At 67.9% G+C, this 19,649-nt stretch carries 21 protein-coding genes and 1 tRNA gene; 15 read left to right on the forward strand and 7 right to left on the reverse strand.

Annotated elements, in window-relative coordinates; translation table 11 throughout:
* Window positions 1-674: adenosylcobinamide-phosphate synthase CbiB (gene cbiB / locus B4A72_RS08965; RefSeq protein ID WP_292978372.1), on the reverse strand; the 674-nt coding region annotated here is incomplete at its 3' end.
* A complete protein-coding gene (locus tag B4A72_RS08970) occupies window positions 671-1,210 on the reverse strand; it encodes a histidine phosphatase family protein (RefSeq protein WP_292952686.1) in 540 nt (179 codons plus the stop codon). The genes cbiB and B4A72_RS08970, both read right to left, overlap by 4 nt.
* Before the next feature lie 165 nt (window positions 1,211-1,375).
* Between B4A72_RS08970 and B4A72_RS08975 the strand changes: the two genes are divergently transcribed.
* The 8 genes from B4A72_RS08975 to B4A72_RS09010 all read left to right on the forward strand — a co-directional run bounded on the left by B4A72_RS08975 (window position 1,376) and on the right by B4A72_RS09010 (window position 9,541).
* A complete protein-coding gene (locus B4A72_RS08975) occupies window positions 1,376-2,536 on the forward strand; it encodes an isovaleryl-CoA dehydrogenase (protein WP_292952683.1) in 1,161 nt (386 codons plus the stop codon).
* A 58-nt stretch (window positions 2,537-2,594) separates the two neighbouring features.
* Complete coding sequence (locus tag B4A72_RS08980; protein ID WP_292952680.1) at window positions 2,595-3,077, forward strand: lysozyme inhibitor LprI family protein; 483 nt, start codon at window positions 2,595-2,597, stop codon at window positions 3,075-3,077.
* A 1-nt stretch (window position 3,078) separates the two neighbouring features.
* Window positions 3,079-4,683: a carboxyl transferase domain-containing protein gene (locus tag B4A72_RS08985; protein ID WP_292978374.1), complete on the forward strand. Its 1,605-nt coding sequence runs from the start codon at window positions 3,079-3,081 to the stop codon at window positions 4,681-4,683.
* 62 nt (window positions 4,684-4,745) lie between these two features.
* Entirely contained in the window at window positions 4,746-5,231 is a 486-nt protein-coding gene (locus tag B4A72_RS08990) for an O-acetyl-ADP-ribose deacetylase (protein WP_292978376.1), read from the forward strand.
* A gap of 82 nt (window positions 5,232-5,313) precedes the next feature.
* A complete protein-coding gene (locus tag B4A72_RS08995; RefSeq protein ID WP_292958148.1) occupies window positions 5,314-7,242 on the forward strand; it encodes a biotin carboxylase N-terminal domain-containing protein in 1,929 nt (642 codons plus the stop codon).
* On the forward strand, window positions 7,239-7,892 hold the full coding sequence (locus B4A72_RS09000; protein ID WP_292958150.1) for a glutathione S-transferase family protein: 654 nt from the start codon (window positions 7,239-7,241) through the stop codon (window positions 7,890-7,892). Before B4A72_RS08995 ends, B4A72_RS09000 begins: the two co-directional genes overlap by 4 nt.
* Complete coding sequence (locus tag B4A72_RS09005) at window positions 7,885-8,748, forward strand: hydroxymethylglutaryl-CoA lyase (protein WP_292958152.1); 864 nt, start codon at window positions 7,885-7,887, stop codon at window positions 8,746-8,748. The genes B4A72_RS09000 and B4A72_RS09005 overlap by 8 nt, the downstream gene beginning before the upstream one ends.
* Window positions 8,741-9,541 carry a crotonase/enoyl-CoA hydratase family protein gene (locus tag B4A72_RS09010; RefSeq protein ID WP_292958154.1) on the forward strand — a complete coding sequence of 267 codons (801 nt, stop codon included), beginning with the start codon at window positions 8,741-8,743 and terminating at the stop codon, window positions 9,539-9,541. Before B4A72_RS09005 ends, B4A72_RS09010 begins: the two co-directional genes overlap by 8 nt.
* A gap of 108 nt (window positions 9,542-9,649) precedes the next feature.
* On the opposite strand, the gene moaA is transcribed toward B4A72_RS09010, so the two are convergent.
* The gene (gene moaA / locus B4A72_RS09015) at window positions 9,650-10,663 is read right to left on the reverse strand and encodes a GTP 3',8-cyclase MoaA (RefSeq protein ID WP_414692188.1); all 1,014 of its coding nucleotides are present in this window, start codon (window positions 10,661-10,663) and stop codon (window positions 9,650-9,652) included.
* 123 nt (window positions 10,664-10,786) lie between these two features.
* On the opposite strand from moaA, the gene B4A72_RS09020 reads away from it, so the two are divergent.
* On the forward strand, window positions 10,787-11,296 hold the full coding sequence (locus B4A72_RS09020; RefSeq protein ID WP_292958156.1) for a hypothetical protein: 510 nt from the start codon (window positions 10,787-10,789) through the stop codon (window positions 11,294-11,296).
* A 190-nt stretch (window positions 11,297-11,486) separates the two neighbouring features.
* Window positions 11,487-12,818: a 3-phosphoshikimate 1-carboxyvinyltransferase gene (gene aroA / locus B4A72_RS09025; RefSeq protein ID WP_292958158.1), complete on the forward strand. Its 1,332-nt coding sequence runs from the start codon at window positions 11,487-11,489 to the stop codon at window positions 12,816-12,818.
* On the opposite strand, the gene B4A72_RS09030 is transcribed toward aroA, so the two are convergent.
* Window positions 12,815-13,189 (reverse strand): VOC family protein, encoded by a 375-nt coding sequence (locus B4A72_RS09030; RefSeq protein WP_292958160.1) that lies wholly within the window; start codon window positions 13,187-13,189, stop codon window positions 12,815-12,817. The genes aroA and B4A72_RS09030 overlap by 4 nt on opposite strands.
* A gap of 205 nt (window positions 13,190-13,394) precedes the next feature.
* Window positions 13,395-13,471 (reverse strand) — tRNA-Ile (locus tag B4A72_RS09035).
* A gap of 115 nt (window positions 13,472-13,586) precedes the next feature.
* Here B4A72_RS09035 and purM point away from each other — a divergent pair.
* Entirely contained in the window at window positions 13,587-14,627 is a 1,041-nt protein-coding gene (gene purM / locus B4A72_RS09040; RefSeq protein ID WP_292958162.1) for a phosphoribosylformylglycinamidine cyclo-ligase, read from the forward strand.
* Window positions 14,624-15,211 (forward strand): phosphoribosylglycinamide formyltransferase, encoded by a 588-nt coding sequence (purN, locus tag B4A72_RS09045; protein WP_292958164.1) that lies wholly within the window; start codon window positions 14,624-14,626, stop codon window positions 15,209-15,211. Before purM ends, purN begins: the two co-directional genes overlap by 4 nt.
* On the opposite strand, the gene B4A72_RS09050 is transcribed toward purN, so the two are convergent.
* On the reverse strand, window positions 15,208-15,678 hold the full coding sequence (locus tag B4A72_RS09050) for a cytochrome b (RefSeq protein ID WP_292958166.1): 471 nt from the start codon (window positions 15,676-15,678) through the stop codon (window positions 15,208-15,210). The genes purN and B4A72_RS09050 overlap by 4 nt on opposite strands.
* 74 nt (window positions 15,679-15,752) lie before the next feature.
* Window positions 15,753-16,358, reverse strand: coding sequence for a thiamine phosphate synthase (locus B4A72_RS09055; RefSeq protein ID WP_292958168.1), 606 nt, complete (start codon window positions 16,356-16,358; stop codon window positions 15,753-15,755).
* Window positions 16,359-16,430: 72 nt separating this feature from the next.
* Between B4A72_RS09055 and B4A72_RS09060 the strand changes: the two genes are divergently transcribed.
* The 3 genes from B4A72_RS09060 to B4A72_RS09070 all read left to right on the forward strand — a co-directional run.
* The gene (locus B4A72_RS09060) at window positions 16,431-17,162 is read left to right on the forward strand and encodes an RNA methyltransferase (protein ID WP_292958170.1); all 732 of its coding nucleotides are present in this window, start codon (window positions 16,431-16,433) and stop codon (window positions 17,160-17,162) included.
* A gap of 38 nt (window positions 17,163-17,200) precedes the next feature.
* Window positions 17,201-18,349: a heme A synthase gene (ctaA, locus tag B4A72_RS09065; RefSeq protein ID WP_292958172.1), complete on the forward strand. Its 1,149-nt coding sequence runs from the start codon at window positions 17,201-17,203 to the stop codon at window positions 18,347-18,349.
* On the forward strand, window positions 18,346-19,649 hold a 1,304-nt coding region (locus B4A72_RS09070), incomplete at its 3' end, for a carboxypeptidase M32 (RefSeq protein ID WP_292978378.1). The genes ctaA and B4A72_RS09070, both read left to right, overlap by 4 nt.

A 19,649-nucleotide genomic window follows, 5' to 3' on the forward strand; every position in this document is an offset into this window, starting at 1 on the left:
TCGCGCCGTGCCGTCCGCCACGCCGTGCCGCCGGCCACGCAGGTGAACAACAGCGCCGTCAGGCGCGCCGGCGCCCAGTTGGCCGCATCGTCCAGCCGCGCGGCGAAGCGCCCGAATTCGGCATGGCGCGGCGTCCGGTGCCCGATCATCGAATCCAGCGTGTTGATCGCCTTGTAGGCCGCGATCCCCGGCAGCCCGGCAACAGCCGCCCAGAACAGCGGAGCCACCACCCCGTCCGAGGCGTTTTCGGCCAGGCTTTCGATACTGGCGCGGGCCAGGGCGGGTGCGTCGGCGCGGCTCACGTCGCGGCCGACGATCTTCGCGGTCGCGCGGCGCGCGCCCTGAAGATCGCCTGCGGCCAGGGGCCGCGCGACAGCACGAAGATGATGGTGCAGGGATCGCGCCGCGACCAGCGGCCAGGCAAGGAGGCCCGCAACGAGGGGCCCCAGCAGGCCTTGCAGGATCAGCGCCGGGATGACGGCGGCCGCGATCACCACCAGCGCCGCCGCGGCGCCCCGCGCCATCCCCGCGCGGCCCCGGTTCCAGCGCCGGTCCAGCGCCGCGATCAGCCGGCCCAGCCAGCTTACCGGATGACCGATGCGGCGGAACAGGGCGTCGGGCCATCCGATTGCCACATCCAGCGCCAGCGCGGTCAGGGCGATCAGCGGAGTCATGGCGGGGTGATGTTGACGGCCTCGACCGACCAGTCCCCGCCGGACCGGCGCAGGATCGTCAGCGACAGCGGGGCGACATGGAACGACAGCGCCGCATGGCCCACCACCAGCGACAGCCCGGCCCGCACGGTCCCGGCGTGACCGACGATCAGCGTGTCCTCGTCCAGCGCCTTCAGCTTTGGCAGGACGCGGGCAGCCATGTCCTGAAAGCTCTCGCCGCCGTCGGGCCGGTGGCGGGACAGTTCGGCAGGCGTCAGCGGCCCCAGATCAGGCAGGCGGGCATAGTCCAGCCCCTCCCATGCGCCGTAATCCTGTTCCCACAGCGCCGCCATGAACCGGGGGCTCAGGCCAAGCGCATGTGCCGTCTGCCGGCATCGTCGCGCCGGGCTGGACAGCACCGCGGCCGGCGTGCCGAGACGGGCGCGCATCCACGCGAATGCCGCCGTGTCCGAACAATCGGCGTCCACGTCGCTGCGACCGGCCAGCTTGCCACCTGTCATCGGCGGCGCATGACGCAGGATCATCAATGTCGCCATCGGCCCCTCGTCCGGCTTTGCGGCGCACCATGTCGCCTGCGCGTGGCAAGGGCAAGCCGTCCCGGTTGACCCGTCGCGTCTTCCGGCGCAGGCTTGTTGACGGGCAGGGGGCCGTGGCTTAGAACGCCACGAAATGAACGCTTGTTCAATAATGGGAGAGGGCCGATGTTCACGCAGGGCATGGAGTTCGATCTGGGCGAGGACGTGAACGCCCTGCGCGACATGGTTCATCGCTGGGCGCAGGATCGCGTCAGGCCGCTGGCGGCCGCCACAGACCGCGACAATGCCTTTCCCAGCGACCTGTGGACCGAGATGGGGGATCTGGGCCTGCTGGGCATCACCGTGCCCGAAGAATGGGGCGGCGCCGGGCTGGGCTATCTGGCCCATGTCGTGGCGGTCGAAGAAATCGCCCGCGCCTCGGCCTCGATCAGCCTGTCCTACGGCGCCCATTCCAACCTCTGCGTGAACCAGATCAAGCTGAATGGCAGCGACGATCAGCGCGCGAAATACCTGCCCGCCCTGTGCAGCGGCAGGGCCGTGGGCGCGCTGGCCATGTCCGAGGAGGGCGCGGGCAGCGATGTCGTCGGGATGAAGCTGCGGGCCGAGAAGAAGAACGACCGCTATGTGCTGAACGGCAACAAGTACTGGATCACCAACGCGCCCGATGCGCAAATTCTGGTGGTCTATGCCAAGACCGACCCGGATGCGGGCAGCCGTGGCATCACCGCCTTCATCGTCGAGCGGGGGATGAAGGGATTTGACACCGGACCGCATTTCGACAAGCTGGGAATGCGCGGCTCGAACACCGGCGAACTGATCTTCGAGGATTGCGAGATCCCTTTCGAGAATGTGCTGGGAGAGGAAGGCCGGGGCGTGCGCGTGCTGATGTCGGGGCTGGACTATGAACGTCTTGTCCTGTCCGGCATCGGCACCGGGATCATGGCGGCCTGTCTGGACGAGGTGATGCCCTATGTGAAAGAGCGCCGGCAATTCGGCCAGCCCATCGGTTCCTTCCAGCTGATGCAGGGCAAGATCGCCGATATGTATGTCGCGCTGAATACCGCGCGTGCCTATGTCTACGAGGTCGCGAAAGCCTGCGATTCGGGCCGTGTCACGCGGCAGGACGCGGCCGGCGCCGTGCTTTACGCCAGCGAACAGGCGATGGCGCAGGCGCATCAGGCGGTGCAGGCGCTTGGCGGGGCGGGATTTCTCAACGACAGCACCGTCAGCCGCCTGTTCCGCGACGCCAAGCTGATGGAGATCGGTGCCGGCACCAGCGAGATCCGCCGGATGCTGATCGGCCGCGAATTGATGGCACTGGCATGAGGGGCGCGAGGCCCGTTCCGGGGATGGCCTGCCGGAGCGACGGGACGCGGGAGGGACCATGAAGAACTTGCCTGCAATTCTTTCGTGTCTGCTGCTGCCAAGTCTGCTTGTTCCGGCGCCCCTGCTGGCGCAGGAGGCCAGGATCGACACGGCCGTGGTCGCGGCCTGTTTCGACGCCACCGAACCCGGCGACATCCAGCCCGACTGCATCGGCAAGGCCGCGACGGCCTGTTCGAAAGCCCATGAACAGCCCGAGACGACGCTGGCCATCAGCCAGTGCATGATGGCCGAGAACACCGCCTGGGACGATCTTCTGAATCGCGAATACAAGAAGACCCGCTCGCAGATGAGCGACCAGCCCGGCCTGGCCGATACGCTGCTGGCGGCGCAAAGGGCCTGGATTGCGTTTCGCGACGCCGAGTGCACGCTGGCCTATGATCGATATGGCGGCGGCTCGATGCGGGTGATCGCGGCGGCCGATTGCCAGATGCGTCAAACCGCGCGCCGCACCTTCGAGTTGCGCGACATGCAGGGATTCTAGGATGAAGCTGAAATCCGCAGCCCTGACCGGATCGGATGCCTTCCGCGCCAATCGCGAGGCGCATCTGGCGCTGTTGTCCGATGTCCGCCAGGCCGCCGAGGCTGCCGCCGCAGGGGGTGGCGACAAGGCGATGCAGCGTCACGTCGATCGCGGCAAGATGCCGCCGCGCGAGCGGGTGGCGAACCTGCTGGATCCGGGATCTCCGTTTCTGGAGATCGCCGCCATGGCCGCGCATGGATTATATGACGGCGCGGCCCCCGGCGCCGGCGTGATCGCGGGCATCGGCCGCGTCCAGGGGCAGGACGTGATGGTGGTGGCCAATGACGCGACCGTCAAGGGCGGCACCTATTACCCGATGAGCGTGAAGAAACACCTTCGCGCCCAGGAAATCGCCGAGGAATGTCATCTGCCATGCCTCTATCTCGTCGATTCGGGCGGTGCCAACCTGCCCAACCAGGACGAGGTCTTTCCCGACCGCGACCATTTCGGCCGCATCTTCTACAACCAGGCCAGGATGAGCGCGAAGGGCATCGCCCAGATCGCGGTGGTCATGGGTTCCTGCACGGCGGGCGGGGCCTATGTGCCCGCCATGTCCGACGTGACGATCATCGTCCGCGATCAGGGCACGATCTTTCTGGCCGGTCCGCCCCTGGTGAAGGCCGCGACCGGCGAGGTCGTCAGCGCCGAGGATCTGGGCGGCGGCGATGTCCATACCCGGCTGTCCGGCGTGGCCGACTACCTGGCCGAGGATGACGCCCACGCGCTGGCCATGGCCCGTCGCGCCGTGGCCAACCTGAACCGCAGGCTGCCCGATGACGTGGCCTGGCAATCGGCCGAACCGCCCGCCTTCGACCCCGACGAGATCCTTGGCGTGGTTCCGGCCGATCTGCGAACCCCCTATGACATCCGCGAGGTGATCGCGCGCATCGTGGACGGATCGCGCTTTGACGAGTTCAAGGCCCGCTTCGGCGAGACGCTGGTCACGGGCTTTGCCCATGTCGAGGGCTGCCCGGTCGGCATCGTCGCCAATAACGGGGTGCTGTTTTCGGAAGCCGCCCAGAAGGGCGCGCATTTCATCGAATTGTGTTCACAGCGCTTGATCCCTCTGGTCTTCCTGCAGAACATCACCGGTTTCATGGTCGGCCGCAAATATGAAAGCGAGGGTATCGCGCGTCACGGCGCCAAGATGGTCACGGCGGTGGCCACGACCTCGGTTCCAAAGATCACGATGCTGGTCGGCGGCAGTTTCGGCGCCGGCAATTACGGCATGGCAGGCCGCGCCTACAGCCCGCGCTTTCTGTGGACCTGGCCCAACAGCCGCATCTCGGTCATGGGCGGCGAACAGGCGGCGGGGGTGCTGGCCACGGTCCGGCGCGAGGGCGTGGAACGGCAAGGCGGCACCTGGTCGGCCGAGGACGAGGCCGAATTCAAGCGCCCCACGATCGAGATGTTCGAGCGTCAGTCGCATCCGCTTTACGCATCCGCGCGACTGTGGGACGACGGCATCATCGATCCGCGCAAGACCCGCGACGTGCTGGCGCTGTCGTTGCGCGCAGCGCTGAACGCGCCCATCCAGCCGACGCGCTTTGGCGTCTTCCGGATGTAGGGGGCGATGATGGGTGCCTCCGGCGGGGATATATGGGGACCGAAGACGGGCAGGAGGGCAGGATGATCAGGGTCTGGCAGGGCGATATCACGACGCTCGACGTCGATGCGATCGTGAACGCCGCCAACCAATCGCTGCTGGGCGGCGGCGGTGTGGACGGCGCCATCCATCGCGCGGCGGGGCCCGACCTGCTGGACGAATGCCGCAAGATCGGCGGCTGTCCGACGGGCGAGGCGCGGATCACCGGCGGCTACCGTCTGCCCGCGAGGCATGTCATCCACGCCGTCGGACCGGTCTGGCGCGGCGGCGATGCGGGCGAGGACGATCTGCTGGCCTCGGCCTATCGCAGCGCGCTGCTGCTGGCGCGGCGGCACGATCTGGCCAGCATCGCCTTTCCGGCGATCTCGACCGGCGTTTACGGCTTTCCGGCCGATCGCGCCGCCAGGATCGCCGTGCAGACGATCCGTTCGCATCGCGGCGGGCTGGCGGTGACGCTGGTCGCGTTCGATCCCCGCTCGGCCGGTCCGCTTGAAAGGGCGCTGGCATGAACGGTTCCTCCTTGTCCGGAAACCCTGCGGCAGTCCGGGGGCGCAAGGTCCCAAGCCGCGCTGCCACAGAACAAGGCCAGCCATGTTCCAGAAGATCCTGATCGCCAATCGCGGCGAGATTGCCTGCCGCATCATTGATACCTGCCAGCGCATGGGCGTCTCGACCATCGCCGTCTTTTCGGATGCCGACCGCGCCGCGCGCCATGTCTCGATGGCCGACGAGGCGGTGCATCTGGGCGGGCCGGCGCCCGCCGACAGCTATCTGCGCGGCGAGGCGATCATCGCCGCCGCCGCGGCGACCGGCGCCCAGGCGATCCATCCGGGCTACGGCTTTCTCAGCGAGAATCCCGATTTCGTCGAGGCTGTCGAGGCGGCGGGGCTGGTCTTCATCGGGCCGTCCTCCCGCGCCATCCGGGCGATGGGATTGAAGGACGCGGCCAAGCGGGTGATGGAAGAAGCGAGCGTTCCGGTCGTGCCCGGCTATCACGGTGCCAATCAGGATCCCGGCCATCTGGCCCAGCAGGCGGAGCGGATCGGCTATCCGGTTCTGATCAAGGCCGTGGCGGGCGGCGGCGGCAAGGGAATGCGCCGTGTCGACGATCCGAAGGATTTCGCCGATGCGCTGGCCTCGGCCCGGTCCGAGGCGCGGACCGCCTTTGGCAATCCCGACGTGCTGATCGAGAAATACGTGCTGCAACCGCGCCATATCGAGGTGCAGGTCTTCGGCGACGGCCACCGCGCGGTGCATCTGTTCGAACGCGATTGTTCGCTGCAACGGCGCCACCAGAAGGTCATCGAGGAAGCACCGGCCCCCGGCATGACGCCCGAGATCCGCAAGGTGATGGGCGCTGCGGCGGTTCGTGCCGCCGAAGCCATTGGCTATGCCGGGGCGGGCACGATCGAATTCATCGTCGATGGCTCGGAAGGGCTGCGCGAGGACAGGTTCTGGTTCATGGAGATGAACACCCGGCTTCAGGTCGAACATCCCGTGACCGAGGCGATCACCGGCATCGATCTGGTCGAATGGCAGTTGCGCGTCGCCAGCGGAGAGCCCTTGCCCGCCAGGCAGGACGCGCTGACCATTTCGGGCCACGCCTTCGAGGCGCGGCTCTACGCCGAGGATGTGCCGGCGGGTTTTCTGCCGGCCACGGGGCGGCTGGCGCGGCTGGCCTTTCCTCAGGGCGCGCGGATCGAGACCGGCGTCAGGCAGGGCGATACGATCAGCCCCTATTACGACCCGATGATCGCCAAGATCGTCACCCACGGGCCCACGCGGGCGGTGGCGTTGCGGGCGCTGGAATCGGCCCTGGTCGATACCGAGGTGGCGGGATCCGTCACCAATCTGGATTTCCTCATCGCGCTGACCCGGCATGACGGCTTTCGCGCGGGCCAGGTCGATACCGGGCTGATCGCCCGCGACCTGGATGATCTGGTCGCCGCCGCGGAACCCGATCCGGCGGCCCGCGTGCTGGCCGTGATCGGCCTTGCCGGGCTGGCCGATCCGCAGGCGCGGGGCGGCGCGACGCTGTGGCAGCCGCTGCGCCGCACCATTGCCTGGGATGGCGGCCAGGCCGTGCTCGAGGTTCTGGGACCGGGCCGCGCGCGCGTGTCGCTGGACAATCAGCCCCACGAGGTGCGCTGGCAGGGCGACCGCTGGTGGGTCGATGATGCGTTGCGGCGCAACCGCATCGTCACCCATGATGCCGGCGTCAGCGTCTTTGGCGGCCGGACGGTGCATCTGGTGCCGCGCGATCCGCTGGCGCGCGACGCGGCCGCGGCCGGCGGCGACGCGCTGACCCTGTCGCCGATGCCGGGATTGGTGAAATCGGTCCATGTCTCGGTCGGTCAGCCGGTCAGGACCGGCGACCGGCTGGCGGTGCTGGAAGCGATGAAGATGGAACATGCGCTGACCGCCGCCCGTGACGGCATCGTGGCCGAGGTGCTGGCAGCCGAAGGCCAGCAGGTCGAGGCCGGCGCCGCGCTGATCCGGCTGGAAGAGGAGGCGTCGTGATCCGGCTGCATCATGTGCCCGGCTCGCGTTCGATGCGGGTGCTGTGGCTGATCGAGGAACTGGGGCTTGATTGCCAGATCGTCGTCTGGTCGCTGACCGACGGATCCCTGCGCAGTCCGGAGTTTCTGGCGCTGTCGCCCGCCGGTCGGATCCCTGCCTTGCAGATCGACGGGCGCGCGATCTTCGAATCCGGCGCCATCGTGCAATACCTGACCGAGCGCGAGGGACGGCTGGCGCCGAAACCGGGCGAGTTCGCGCGCGCGGATTTCCTGGAATGGGTCAGTTTCGCCGAGACCCAGGCCAATATTCTTCAGGCGCTGAACATCCAGCATATCTTCCTGCGCCCAGACAGCGCGCGGTCGTTGCCGCTGATGAAGCTGGACACCAGGCGGCTGGCGGTGACGGCGCGGGCGCTGGAAGGGCATCTGTCGCGTCAGGACATGCTGCTGGCAGGTGGCTTTTCGGCGGCTGACTGCATGATGGGTTTCAATATCGAAGCCGTGTTCCGGTTTCTGCCAAAGGCCGAATTCCCGGCACTGGCGGCCTATCGCGACCGGATGACGGCGCGGCCCGCCTATCGCCGTGCGTTGGACAGGGCGGGCGGCGACAGCATCTATCAACGCGAATTCTACGAGCTGCCCGATGCCTGATCACGCCGAGATCTTCGAGATGGGACCGCGAGACGGGTTGCAGAACGAAAAGCGGCTGATCCCGGCGGCGCGGAAGATCGCGCTGGTCGATCTGCTGTCGCTGGCGGGATTCCGGCGCATCGAGGTGACCAGCTTCGTCAGCCCGAAATGGGTGCCGCAGCTGGGCGACGCGGCGCAGGTGATGGCAGGCATCGCGCGGCGGCCGGGGGTCCGCTATGCCGCGCTGACCCCGAACATGAAGGGCTATGAGGCCGCGCGCGAGGCAGGCGCCAGCGAGGTCGCGATCTTCGCCAGCGCCTCGGAGGGGTTCAGCCGCGCCAATCTGAACGCCGGCATCGCCGAAAGCCTGGACCGTTTCGCGCCGGTCGCGCGGGCCGCGCGCGATGACGGGATCCCGGTCCGCGGCTATGTCAGCGTCGTGACCGATTGTCCCTTCGACGGCCCGACGCCGCCGGGCAATGCGGCACGGGTCGCGGCGGCGCTGCGCGAGATGGGCTGCTACGAGATCAGCCTTGGCGACACGATCGGCCAGGGACGCCCCGAGACCATCGACGCGATGCTGTCGGCGGTGCTGGACGAGGTTCCGGCAAACCGGCTGGCCGGACATTATCACGATACTGCCGGTCGGGCGCTGATGAATATCGACGCCAGCCTCGCGCGCGGGCTGCGGGTCTTCGACGCGGCGGTGGGCGGCCTTGGCGGCTGCCCCTATGCGCCCGGCGCCAAGGGCAATGTCGCGACCGAAAAGGTGGCGCGGCATCTTGAGGCCCTGGGCCATGCGACCGGGCTCGACATGGCGGTCATCGACAGGGCCGCGGCGATGGCGCGCGACATGCGAAAGGAAGCCGATGTCTGAAACGATCCGGATCGAAACCGATTCGCGCGGTGTGGCGACGCTGTCGCTGGCGCGACCGAACAAGCATAACGCCCTGTCACAGGCGATGATGGAGGATCTGACCCGCGCCGCGGCCGGGCTGGGCGCCGATCCGGCAGTGCGCGTGGTGGTGCTGGCCGGAGACGGGGCCAGCTTCTGCGCTGGCGGCGATCTGGCCTGGATGAAGGCGCAGATCGCCGCCGAGGCGGAAACCCGGCGCGCTGGCGCAAGACTGCTGGCGGGAATGCTGTCGGCGCTGAACACGCTGCCGAAGCCGCTGATCGGGCGGGTTCACGGCAATGCCTTCGGCGGCGGGGTGGGGATGATGTCGGTCTGTGACATCGCCATCGCCTCGCTGGAGGCGAAATTCGGTCTGACCGAGGTGAAGCTGGGGCTGATCCCGGCGACCATCGGTCCCTATGTCCTGGCGCGGATGGGCGAGGACAAGGCCCGTCGCGTGTTCTTCTCGGGCCGGATCTTCGGGGCCGAGGAGGCGGTGACGCTGAACCTCGCGGCCCGCGCCGTGCCCGCCGGCGATCTTGACGCCGCGGTCGAGGCCGAGGTGGCGCCGTTCCTGCTGGGCGCGCCGGGCGCCATTGCGGCGGCCAAGGCGCAATGCCGCGCGCTTGGCCCGCGCATCGACGCCGCCGCGATCGAGGACAGCGTCGAGCGGCTGGTGGCGGTGTGGGAGGAAAGGGAGGCGGCCGAGGGGATCGCCGCCTTCTTCGACAAGCGCAAGCCCGACTGGCAAGTGCCGACTTCGCCCGCGTCCTGACACGGTGCCGCGCCGCGCCGGCTCGCCTCCGGGCGCCTGTCAGGCCCTGCGCAGACTTTCGGTCAGCGGTTGCCGGAGATGGGGCGATCTTCACGCCGGGAAGAAGGCTCAGCCGCCGGTATGGCTCATGTGGCGGGGCATCTGGCCCGCCACGTGCTGGCGGGAATAGTCGAAATCGTGGCCCTTGGGCTTGCGGGCGATGGCGCCGCGGATGGCCTCGCGCAGGGGGGCGTCCTCTGCGCTGGCGCGCAGCGGCGCGCGCAGATCGGCACGATCCTCCTGGCCCAGGCACATGTAAAGCTCGCCCGTGCAGGTCACGCGGACACGGTTGCAGCTTTCGCAGAAATTATGCGTCAGCGGCGTGATGAAGCCGATCTTCTGCCCGGTTTCGCGCAGCCGGACATAACGGGCCGGACCCCCCGTGCGTTCGGCCAGATCGACCAGTGTGAAACATTCGGCCAGACGGGCGCGCAGATCGGTCAGCGGCCAATACTGGTCCAGGCGGTCCTCGTTGCCCAGATCGCCCATCGGCATGACCTCGATGAAGGTCAGGTCATGGCCCTCATCGCCACACCAGCGGACCAGATCGAACAATTCGTCGTCGTTCACGCCCTTCAGCGCGACGGCGTTGATCTTGACCCGCAGCCCGGCCGCGCGGGCGGCGCGGATGCCCTCCAGCACCTGCGGCAGCCGGCCCCAGCGGGTGATGGCGGAGAACTTGTCGGCATCCAGCGTGTCCAGCGAGACGTTGACCCGGCGAACCCCGCAATCCACCAGTTCCGGGGCGAAACGGGCCAGCTGGCTGCCGTTGGTGGTCAGCGTCAATTCGTCCAGGCCCGCGCCCAGATGGCGCGACATGGCGCCGAAAAAGCCCATGATCCCGCGCCGGACCAGCGGTTCGCCCCCGGTGATGCGCAACTTGCGCACGCCAAGATCCACGAAGGCGGAACAAAGCCGGTCCAGTTCCTCCAATGTCAGCAATTCGACCTTAGGCAGGAACTGCATATGTTCGGACATGCAATAGACACAGCGGAAATCGCAACGATCCGTCACCGATACCCGAAGATAGGTGATCGGACGGGCAAAAGGGTCGATGAGAGGCGCGGCTTGCATGTCGTCCATGAGCTTCAATCTAGGCGTCTCGGCGCCGGTGCACAAGCATCCGCCGATCACGCAACCGCCGGTGGACGCAGGCGGCGGGGCTGGTCTAACCTGCCCGCGCCACGCCATCCAAGGAACGTCCCGATGCGAATGACAACCCCCGCGATCCTGTCCGTCATGGTCCTTGCCGCCTGCCAGCCCCTGGCGACGACGACAGGTGATCGGCCGTCAAACACGGTGCAACCGGCCAGGATCGAAAGCGATCTTTCACCACAGCAGGTGGCCGCAGCGACCGCGATCACGCGCGCACCGCCACCGCCGCCCTCGGCGCGCGCCTCGGCCCGGCAGCTGGATACGACGACTGCCGAACAAAAGGCCGCCGCCGCCGGGGCGCCCGAGGCGGCCGAGACCAGGCTGGGCAGCACCGTCGCCTCGCTGGGCGATCCGACGCAGGGCGGGTTCTGGATCAAGACACCGCTGGTCAAGGCGCGCGGCATCGGGCGGATCGTGAATCCCGCCAACGGCAAATCGGCCAAGGTCGATCTGATCCCGCTGGCGGGCGGTGGGTCGGGCAGTCAGGTCTCGCTACCGGCGCTGCAACTGATCGGCGTGTCGCTGACCGAACTGCCGACGATCGAGGTCTACAAATCCTGACAAGCCGCCCGGTGCGCCTGTAATTCGGGTCCCTCGGGCGCGACACGCGACATCGGTTGCCGCGGGATCACATCTTCCATGACCGGGCGTTCCGCTCCGGCCGCGAGAAAACCCTGGCTGCGACGGCAAGAAGGCGGTGGCAGCGGGCTTGCCCGGCGGCTAAAAGGCCCTCGCAACGAACAGGTGTCCCATGTCCCATACCGCCGAACCGTGTCCCATGACCTCGCGTCGCAGCGGCCCGCTGAAGGGCGTGGCGCAGGTGCCTGGCGACAAGTCGATCAGTCACCGGGCGCTGATCCTGGGGGCGTTGTCGGTGGGCGAGACGCGGGTAACCGGCCTTCTGGAAGGGCAGGACGTGCTGGATACGGCAAGGGCGATGGCGGCTTTCGGCGCGCAGGTCGAACGGCTGGGCGCGGGCGAATGGTCGGTGCATGGCGTGGGCGTGGGTGGCTTTGCCGAACCCGAAGGCATCATAGATTGCGGCAATTCCGGCACCGGGGTGCGGCTGATCATGGGGGCGATGGCCACGACCCCGATCACCGCGACCTTCACCGGCGATGCCAGCCTGTCGCGGCGCCCGATGGCGCGGGTCACCGATCCGCTGTCGGCCTTTGGCGCGCAGATCACGGCGCGCGAGGGCGGACGGCTGCCGATCACCATCCAGGGCGCCGCCGATCCGGTTCCGCTGCGCTATCGCACGCCGGTCGCCAGTGCGCAGATCAAGTCGGCCATCCTTTTGGCCGGCCTGAATTCGCCCGGCGAGACGGTGGTGATCGAGGCCGAACCCACGCGCGATCATTCCGAACGGATGCTGGCGGGGTTCGGCGCCCAGATCCGGACCGAAACGACGGATCAGGGCCACGTCGTCACGCTGGCGGGCCGGCCCGAGTTGCGGGCGCAGCCGGTCGCCGTGCCACGCGACCCATCCAGCGCGGCCTTTCCGGTGGCGGCGGCGCTGATCGTGCCGGGATCGCAGGTCCGGGTGCCCGGTGTCAGCCGCAATCGGACGCGCGACGGGCTGTATGTGACGCTGCTGGAAATGGGCGCCGACATCGCCTTCGAGAACGAACGCGAAGAGGGCGGCGAGCCGGTGGCCGATCTGGTCGTGCGCCACGGGCCGCTGACGGGCGTGACCGTCCCGGCGGACCGCGCCGCCAGCATGATCGATGAATTTCCGATCCTGTCGGTCATCGCCGCTTTCGCGGAAGGCAGGACGGTCATGAACGGGGTTGCGGAATTGCGGGTCAAGGAAAGCGACCGAATCGACGCGATGGCGCGGGGACTTGCGGCAAACGGCGTCGAGGTCGAGGAAACCCGCGACACGATGGTCGTGCACGGCATGGCGACGGTGCCCGGAGGCGCCAGCGTGGTCACGCATCTGGACCACCGGATCGCGATGTCCTTCCTGATCCTCGGGCTTGCGGCCCAGGCCCCGGTCAGCATCGACGATGCCAGCCCCATCGCCACGTCCTTCCCCGATTTCCTGCCGCTGATACAGGGCCTCGGCGGCGATCTGGGCTAGGTCTGCTCGTCAAGCTTGGCTTCGATATTGTTGCCGTCGGGATCCAGCAGAAAGGCCGCGTAATAGCCCGGATGATAATCGCGCAGGCCGGGCGCGCCGTTGTCGCGTCCGCCCGCGGCAAGCCCGGCTGAATGAAAGGCCGCGACCTCTTCGCGCGAACGGGCGCGAAAGCACAGATGAAGGCGGCTGGGGGGTGTGATGTTGTCGGACTGATCCAGATAAAGCGGGCCGATCTCCAGCCAGTCGCGACCGCGGCGGATGTCCGCGCCCCGGCCCAGGGCGTTCAGGATGGCCACATAGAACGAAACGCCCCGGTCGAAATCGGACAGGCGCAGATGGATATGGTCGATCAGGTCGCTGTCGTCGTGCATGAATGGCTCCGGTCGGCAAAACGCATGACCGGGACAAAGGTTCAGCACCGAATCCTGTCCGCAAAAGCGTCATCCTGTTTCGGCGCGTCCCATCACATATGGCAGGCGGCGTTCGTCCCGGACTGCGCCAGGTCGCGCCGCCAAAAGAGAACAGCCCGTCCTTGATTCTGCCGCTTCCACGGGCGGGCCTGGAGGGATGGGATGCTGGTAGGCCCGGAGGGACTTGAACCCCCAACCAAGGCGTTATGAGCGCCCTGCTCTGACCAATTGAGCTACAGGCCCGTAGCGCGCGATCTGACTAAAGCGGCCGGCAGGCGCGGTCAAGCGCGTTGGCCCGTTGCCCAGAGCCCCGCCATCCGCTATCGGGGGGCGCGACATTCCAGCCGGGGACGGGCCGATGACGAAGAACGGGATCAGCTATCGCGATGCAGGCGTGGATATCGACGCGGGAAACGCGCTGGTTGATCGGATCAAACCCGCGGCAGCCGCCACCGCGCGGGCCGGTGTGATGGACGCGCTTGGCGGCTTTGGCGCCCTGTTCGACCCGGCCGCCGCGGGCTATGACGATCCGGTCCTGGTGGCCGCGACCGATGGCGTCGGCACCAAGCTGCGGATTGCCATCGACACCGGGCATCTGGATGCGATCGGCCAGGATCTGGTCGCGATGTGCGTGAACGATCTGGTCTGTCAGGGTGCCGAGCCGCTGTTCTTTCTTGATTATTTTGCGACCGGCCGGCTTTCGGTCGATCAGGCCGCGCGGGTCGTCGAAAGTATCGCGCGGGGATGCCGGATGGCCGGCTGTGCCCTGATTGGTGGCGAGACGGCGGAAATGCCCGGCATGTATCACGATGGCGATTTCGACCTGGCCGGTTTCGCCGTCGGCGCGATGCGGCGTGGCACCGCCTTGCCCGCCGATGTGGGATTGGGCGATGTGCTGCTGGGCCTGTCCTCGGACGGGGTTCATTCCAACGGCTATTCGCTGGTTCGCAAGGTCGCAAAGCGCGCCGGCCTCGGCTGGGACGATGCCGCGCCTTTCGCCCGGGGCTCGCTGGGTCAGGCGCTGCTGGTGCCGACGCGGCTTTATGTCAAACCCGCGCTGGCCGCGATCCGCGCAGGCGGGGTTCACGGGCTGGCCCATATCACCGGCGGCGGCATCACCGAAAATCTGCCGCGCATCCTGCCCCGGGGCCTGGGCGCCCAGATCGACCTTGGCGCATGGCCCTTGCCGCCGGTCTTCGGCTGGCTGGCACAGGCGGGTGGCATCGGGCGGGACGAGATGCTGAAAACCTTCAACAGCGGAGTGGGCATGGTCCTGTCGGTCGCCGCCGACCGCGCCGACGCGCTGACCGCGGTGCTGGCCGATCAGGGCGAGCGCGTCCACCGGATCGGCCGCGTGACGGAGGGCGAGGGGGTGCGCTACAGCGGAACGCCTGCGTGAAGCGCGTTGCGATCCTGATCTCTGGCGGCGGATCGAACATGGTCCGGCTGGCCGAGGACATGACGGGCGATCATCCTGCGCGGCCGGTTCTGGTCGTCTCGAACGATCCCGCCGCCTCGGGCTTGGCCAGGGCCGCCGCGATGGGCATCCCGACCGCCGCGATCGACCACCGCGCCTATCCCGGCGACCGCGCGAGGTTCGAGGCCGCGCTGCTTCGCCCGCTGCTTCGGGCGCGGCCCGACATCATCTGCCTCGCCGGCTTCATGCGCGTTCTGACCCCTGATTTCGTGCAGCTTTTCGCCGGTCGGATGCTGAACATCCATCCTTCTCTGTTGCCAAAATACCCCGGCCTGCACACCCATGCCCGCGCCATCGCTGCCGGCGATGCCGAAGCCGGCGCGAGCGTGCACGAGGTGATCGCCGATCTGGATGCGGGTCCGGTTCTGGGGCAGGCACGGGTGCGTGTCGAGCCCGGCGACACGCCCCGCAGCCTTGCCGCGCGGGTGCTGGCGCAGGAACATCGCCTCTATCCGGCCGTGCTGCGCCGTTTCGCCGCAGGCGACCGGACTCCGCTGATGCTCTAGCGTCGCGGGCGCAGCCGGTTCATCAGCCCGTCCTTCAGAACGAAGTGATGATAGAGCGCGGCGGCCACATGCAGTCCCGCCAGTACCAGCAGCAGGTCCGTCAGCAACACGTGCAGGTCGCCCGCGCGGCCGATTCCGCCGAACCAGGCGGCCAGCCCGGCCAGCGGGATCGCGATCAGCACGATATGGAGCAGGGCGTGAATCAGCACCGCGACCCTGTCCAGCCCGGCACGGCCGTGCGGAGCGGCCGGCGCGCGGCGGCGCAGGGCCAGCCGCCAGATCGTGATGGCCAGGATCGTCACGCCGACGACCAGATGGGCCAGGGCGACCGGCCCCAGAACCTTATCACCGCCGCGCATGAGCCGGCCGAAGGCCTGTCCCATCGGCCCGTTCCACAGATATTGAAAGATCACCAGCAGCACGATCGTCCAGTGCAGCACGATCTGTTGCGTCGTATATCGGAACATCGGTGTTTTCCTTTTTCGTCAGGATCGAGATGGCGGTCAGGCCGGGTTCTCCAACGGAACGCAAAAGCCGGACGTCATGGCAGCCACAGGGCCGACAGGGCGGTGAGGGGATCGTTCTCGGACCAGATTTCCGCGCCGATGCCGATGAAATCCGTCACCGGCGACAGATCCGCGATCAGGGCGCGATCAATCGCGCCCTCGGCAACGACCGGCACCTCGATCATCTCGGACCACCACTGGAACAGGTCCAGCGGGGCGGGGCCGCCGCGCCCAAGCGCGGTGTCGCCGACCGGGCCGAAGCTGACGTAATCCGCCCCCGCCTCGGCCGCGTTCATCCCCTCGTGTCGCGAGGTTCCGCAGAAGGCGCCGACGATGGCGTCGGCGCCCAGATCCTTGCGTGCGGCGCGGACGCCGCGCGCGCCGTCGGTCAGGTGCACCCCGTCAAGCCCGTGCCGCTGGGCCAGCCTGACATGATCTTCGATCACCACCGCCACGTCACGGTTATGGGCGATCTCGCGCGCCAGATCGGCGAGGCGGCCCAGTTCGTCCTCTTCCGCGCCCGCGCGGATGCGCAGACAGGCGGGGGGAAAGCGGTCCATCACCTCGGTCAGCAGCGGCCCCAGGGCCGAGGCCTGCGCGCCGGCGGGGGTCATCAGGTAAAGCTGCGGCGTGTCGGTCATGGGAAACTCCATCGGTTCCCCTGCAGATAGCGCAGCTTGCCGCCCGCTGCCAGACGGACTATGCGGACGGCCATGCAGCACGATCCGCGCCAGCCCGTCATCATCCTGGTTCGCCCGCAGATGGGCGAGAATATCGGCGCCGCGGCGCGCGCCATGCTGAATTTCGGCCTGACCGAGATGCGGCTGGTCGATCCGCGCGACGGCTGGCCCAACCCCAGGGCCATTGCCATGGCCTCGGGGGCGGCAGGGCAGGTGCTGGATCATGCCCGGATCCATCCGACCCTGGCCGAGGCGATGGAAGGGATCGATTATGCTTTCGCCACCACCGCCCGCGGCCGCGAACTGTCGAAGCCGGTCTTCACCCCCGCCGCCGCGATGGACAAGGCGCGCCGTCATGACGGCCGCAGCGCGATCGTCTTCGGCCCCGAACGCGCCGGGCTGGAAAACGACGACGTGGCGCGTGCCAATGCCATCGTCACCGTGCCGGTCAATCCGGCTTTTCCGTCGCTTAACCTGGCGCAGGCGGTGCTGCTGATGGGCTATGAATGGGGCCGCGACACTTTGCCGCCCGAGCCCGCGCCGCATCGGCGCAAGGCCGATGCCGAGTGGCTTGCGGATCGGGTCGAGATCGAACGGCTGGGCGATCACTACGAGGAAAAGCTGGCCCAAGCGGGGTTCTTCTTTCCCGAAACCAAGGCCGCGGCGATGCGGCTGAACCTGCGCAACATGTGGTCGCGGCTGGTGCTGACGCGCGGCGATGTCCGCATCCTGCACGGCGTCCTGCGCCAATTGACCCGCCGCTAGGCGCGACCTAACCTCCGCCCCAGTTGAAGGAGCCGATCATGGCCAAGCGCCCCGTTTTCGAGGAAGTCTCGGACCCAGGTGCCAGCACCCGCCCGGTGACGCGGACCGGCATCATCGACGCCGCGCCGCGCGGCGCGCGCCGGGCGATCCGGGTCTGGCTGATGGTGTTGTTCGTCATGGTCGCCGCGATGATCGCGCTTGGCGGCGCGACGCGGCTGACCGGATCGGGCCTTTCGATCACCGAATGGGCGCCCGTCACCGGCGCGCTGCCGCCGATGGACGCGGCCCGGTGGCAATCCGAATTCCAGGCCTACCAGCAGATCCCGCAATATCGCGAGGTCAATCCCGACATGGATCTGGCTGGCTTCAAGCGAATCTATTGGTGGGAATGGTCCCATCGCCTGCTGGGCCGCACCGTGGGACTGATCTGGGCGCTCGGCTTCTTCGGCTTTCTGCTGACCCGCCGCATACCGGCGGGCTGGACGCAGCGATTGCTGGGAATCGGCCTTCTGGGCGGGCTTCAGGGGGCGATCGGCTGGTGGATGGTCAGTTCCGGTCTGGCCGAGGGGATGGTGCGCGTGGCCTCTTACCGGCTGGCGACGCATCTGGGGATCGCCTTCATCATCCTGGGTCTGATTGCCTGGTATGTGCTGATGCTGGGCCGGTCCGAAGCGGACCTGCTGCGAGCAAGGCGCGCGGGCGAGCGCAGGCTGTTCGGCATGGCCACCGGCCTGATGCATCTGGCCTTCGTGCAGATCCTGATCGGCGCGCTGGTCGCGGGCATCGATGCGGGCCGCCAATATACCGGCTGGCCGACCATGGGCGGCGAATGGATCCCCTCTGCGATCTGGGATTCCTCGCTGGGTTGGCGCAATCTGTTCGAAAACCCGGCCCTGGTGCAGTTCGTCCACCGCATGACCGGCTATCTGCTGGCGATCTTCGCGGTGGTGGTCTGGCTGCGCGCGCGGCGTTCGCCCCATCCGGTGACGCGCGGGGCCTTTACCGCGATGATCGTCATGGTGGCGGTGCAGGTGGGCCTGGGCATCATGAACGTGATCAACGCCTCGCCCCTGTCGCTGGCCCTGACCCACCAGCTGGGCGCGGTGGCGCTGTTCGTGCTGATCATCCGGGCCCGCCACCACGCCCGCTACCCGCATCAAACCTCGCTGAGGGGGAAAACCCGATGAGCGCCCTGGACGAATTGCTGAGCTTTCAGCGTCAGACCGAAGCCCTGTCCTCGGTCGCCGAGCGGCTGGGCTGGGATCAGGAAACCGTCATGCCGCGCGGCGCGGTGGAACAGCGGGCCGAGGAAATGGCCGCGATGGAATCGGTGCTGCACGAACGCCGCACCGATCCGCGCCTTGGCGAATGGCTGGACGCGGCCCGCCCACAGACCGGGCCCGACATCCGCATCGTCGAGTTGATCGGTCGCGACTATGCCCGCAGGATCCGCATCCCGGCCCGCCTCGCGACCGAACTGGCGCGCGTGACCTCGCTGGCGCAAGGCATCTGGGCCGAGGCGCGTGCCAGTGACGCGCCCGAGGACTTTCTGCCGACGCTGGATCAGGTGCTGCTGCTGAAACGCGAGGAGGCCGCGGCGCTGGCCGATGGCGGCGATCTCTATGATGCGCTGCTGGAGGATTACGAGCCCGGCACGACCGGGGCCGAAATCGCCGGCCTGTTCGACGCGATGCGGCCGCGCCTGGTCGCGCTGCGCGAGGATGTGCTGGGCGCCGAGCGCCAGCCCCAGACGCTGCAGGGGCATTTCCCGCAGGAAACCCAGCTTCGGCTGGCCCGCACCTGCGCGACGGCCTTCGGCTATGACTGGACGCGGGGGCGGATGGACATGGCGGTCCATCCCTTCAGCAGCGGCCGCTGGCAGGACAGCCGCATCACCACGCGCGTGGTCGAGCCCGAGCCGTTCAACTGCATCTATTCCACCATCCACGAGGTCGGCCATTCCAGTTATGAGCTTGGGATCGACCCCGACTATGCCTTCACGCCGCTGGGACGCGGCGTCTCGATGGGGGTCCACGAAAGCCAGAGCCGCATCTACGAGAACCAGATGGGGCGCGGCCGGGCCTTTGCAGGCTGGCTGTTCAACCGCATGTCGGATGCCTTCGACGGGTTGAACATCCAGGATGCCGATGCCTTCCACGCGACCGTCAACAAGGTCACACCGGGCTATATCCGCACCGAATCCGACGAAATCCAGTATAACCTGCACATCATGCTGCGCTTCGACCTGGAACGCGACCTGATTTCCGGGCGGCTGGACACGCGCGATCTGGTCGAGGCGTGGAACGCCCGTTTTCTCGGGGATTTTGGCGTTGCGGTGAACCGGCCCGCCAATGGCCTTTTGCAGGACGTTCATTGGTCGGTTGGCCTGTTCGGCTATTTCCCGACCTATGCGCTTGGCAATGTCTATGCGGGCTGCCTGAACGCCGCGATGCGCGAGGCCGTCCCGGATCTGGACGCTGCACTGGC

Source organism: Paracoccus sp. UBA5162, from assembly GCF_002413585.1.
GTDB lineage: Bacteria > Pseudomonadota > Alphaproteobacteria > Rhodobacterales > Rhodobacteraceae > Paracoccus.

Coding starts and splice junctions, on each gene's coding strand:
- aroA (WP_292958158.1), top strand. CDS start 11,487: ATGTCCCATACCGCCGAACCGTGTCCCATGACCTCGCGTCGCAGCGGC.
- B4A72_RS08985 (WP_292978374.1), top strand. CDS start 3,079: ATGAAGCTGAAATCCGCAGCCCTGACCGGATCGGATGCCTTCCGCGCC.
- B4A72_RS09010 (WP_292958154.1), top strand. CDS start 8,741: ATGTCTGAAACGATCCGGATCGAAACCGATTCGCGCGGTGTGGCGACG.
- ctaA (WP_292958172.1), top strand. CDS start 17,201: ATGGCCAAGCGCCCCGTTTTCGAGGAAGTCTCGGACCCAGGTGCCAGC.
- B4A72_RS08995 (WP_292958148.1), top strand. CDS start 5,314: ATGTTCCAGAAGATCCTGATCGCCAATCGCGGCGAGATTGCCTGCCGC.
- B4A72_RS09055 (WP_292958168.1), bottom strand. CDS start 16,358: ATGACCGACACGCCGCAGCTTTACCTGATGACCCCCGCCGGCGCGCAG.
- B4A72_RS09050 (WP_292958166.1), bottom strand. CDS start 15,678: ATGTTCCGATATACGACGCAACAGATCGTGCTGCACTGGACGATCGTG.
- B4A72_RS09060 (WP_292958170.1), top strand. CDS start 16,431: ATGCAGCACGATCCGCGCCAGCCCGTCATCATCCTGGTTCGCCCGCAG.
- B4A72_RS08975 (WP_292952683.1), top strand. CDS start 1,376: ATGTTCACGCAGGGCATGGAGTTCGATCTGGGCGAGGACGTGAACGCC.
- purM (WP_292958162.1), top strand. CDS start 13,587: ATGACGAAGAACGGGATCAGCTATCGCGATGCAGGCGTGGATATCGAC.
- moaA (WP_414692188.1), bottom strand. CDS start 10,663: ATGGACGACATGCAAGCCGCGCCTCTCATCGACCCTTTTGCCCGTCCG.
- B4A72_RS09020 (WP_292958156.1), top strand. CDS start 10,787: ATGCGAATGACAACCCCCGCGATCCTGTCCGTCATGGTCCTTGCCGCC.
- B4A72_RS08980 (WP_292952680.1), top strand. CDS start 2,595: ATGAAGAACTTGCCTGCAATTCTTTCGTGTCTGCTGCTGCCAAGTCTG.
- B4A72_RS08970 (WP_292952686.1), bottom strand. CDS start 1,210: ATGGCGACATTGATGATCCTGCGTCATGCGCCGCCGATGACAGGTGGC.
- B4A72_RS08990 (WP_292978376.1), top strand. CDS start 4,746: ATGATCAGGGTCTGGCAGGGCGATATCACGACGCTCGACGTCGATGCG.
- B4A72_RS09030 (WP_292958160.1), bottom strand. CDS start 13,189: ATGCACGACGACAGCGACCTGATCGACCATATCCATCTGCGCCTGTCC.
- B4A72_RS09005 (WP_292958152.1), top strand. CDS start 7,885: ATGCCTGATCACGCCGAGATCTTCGAGATGGGACCGCGAGACGGGTTG.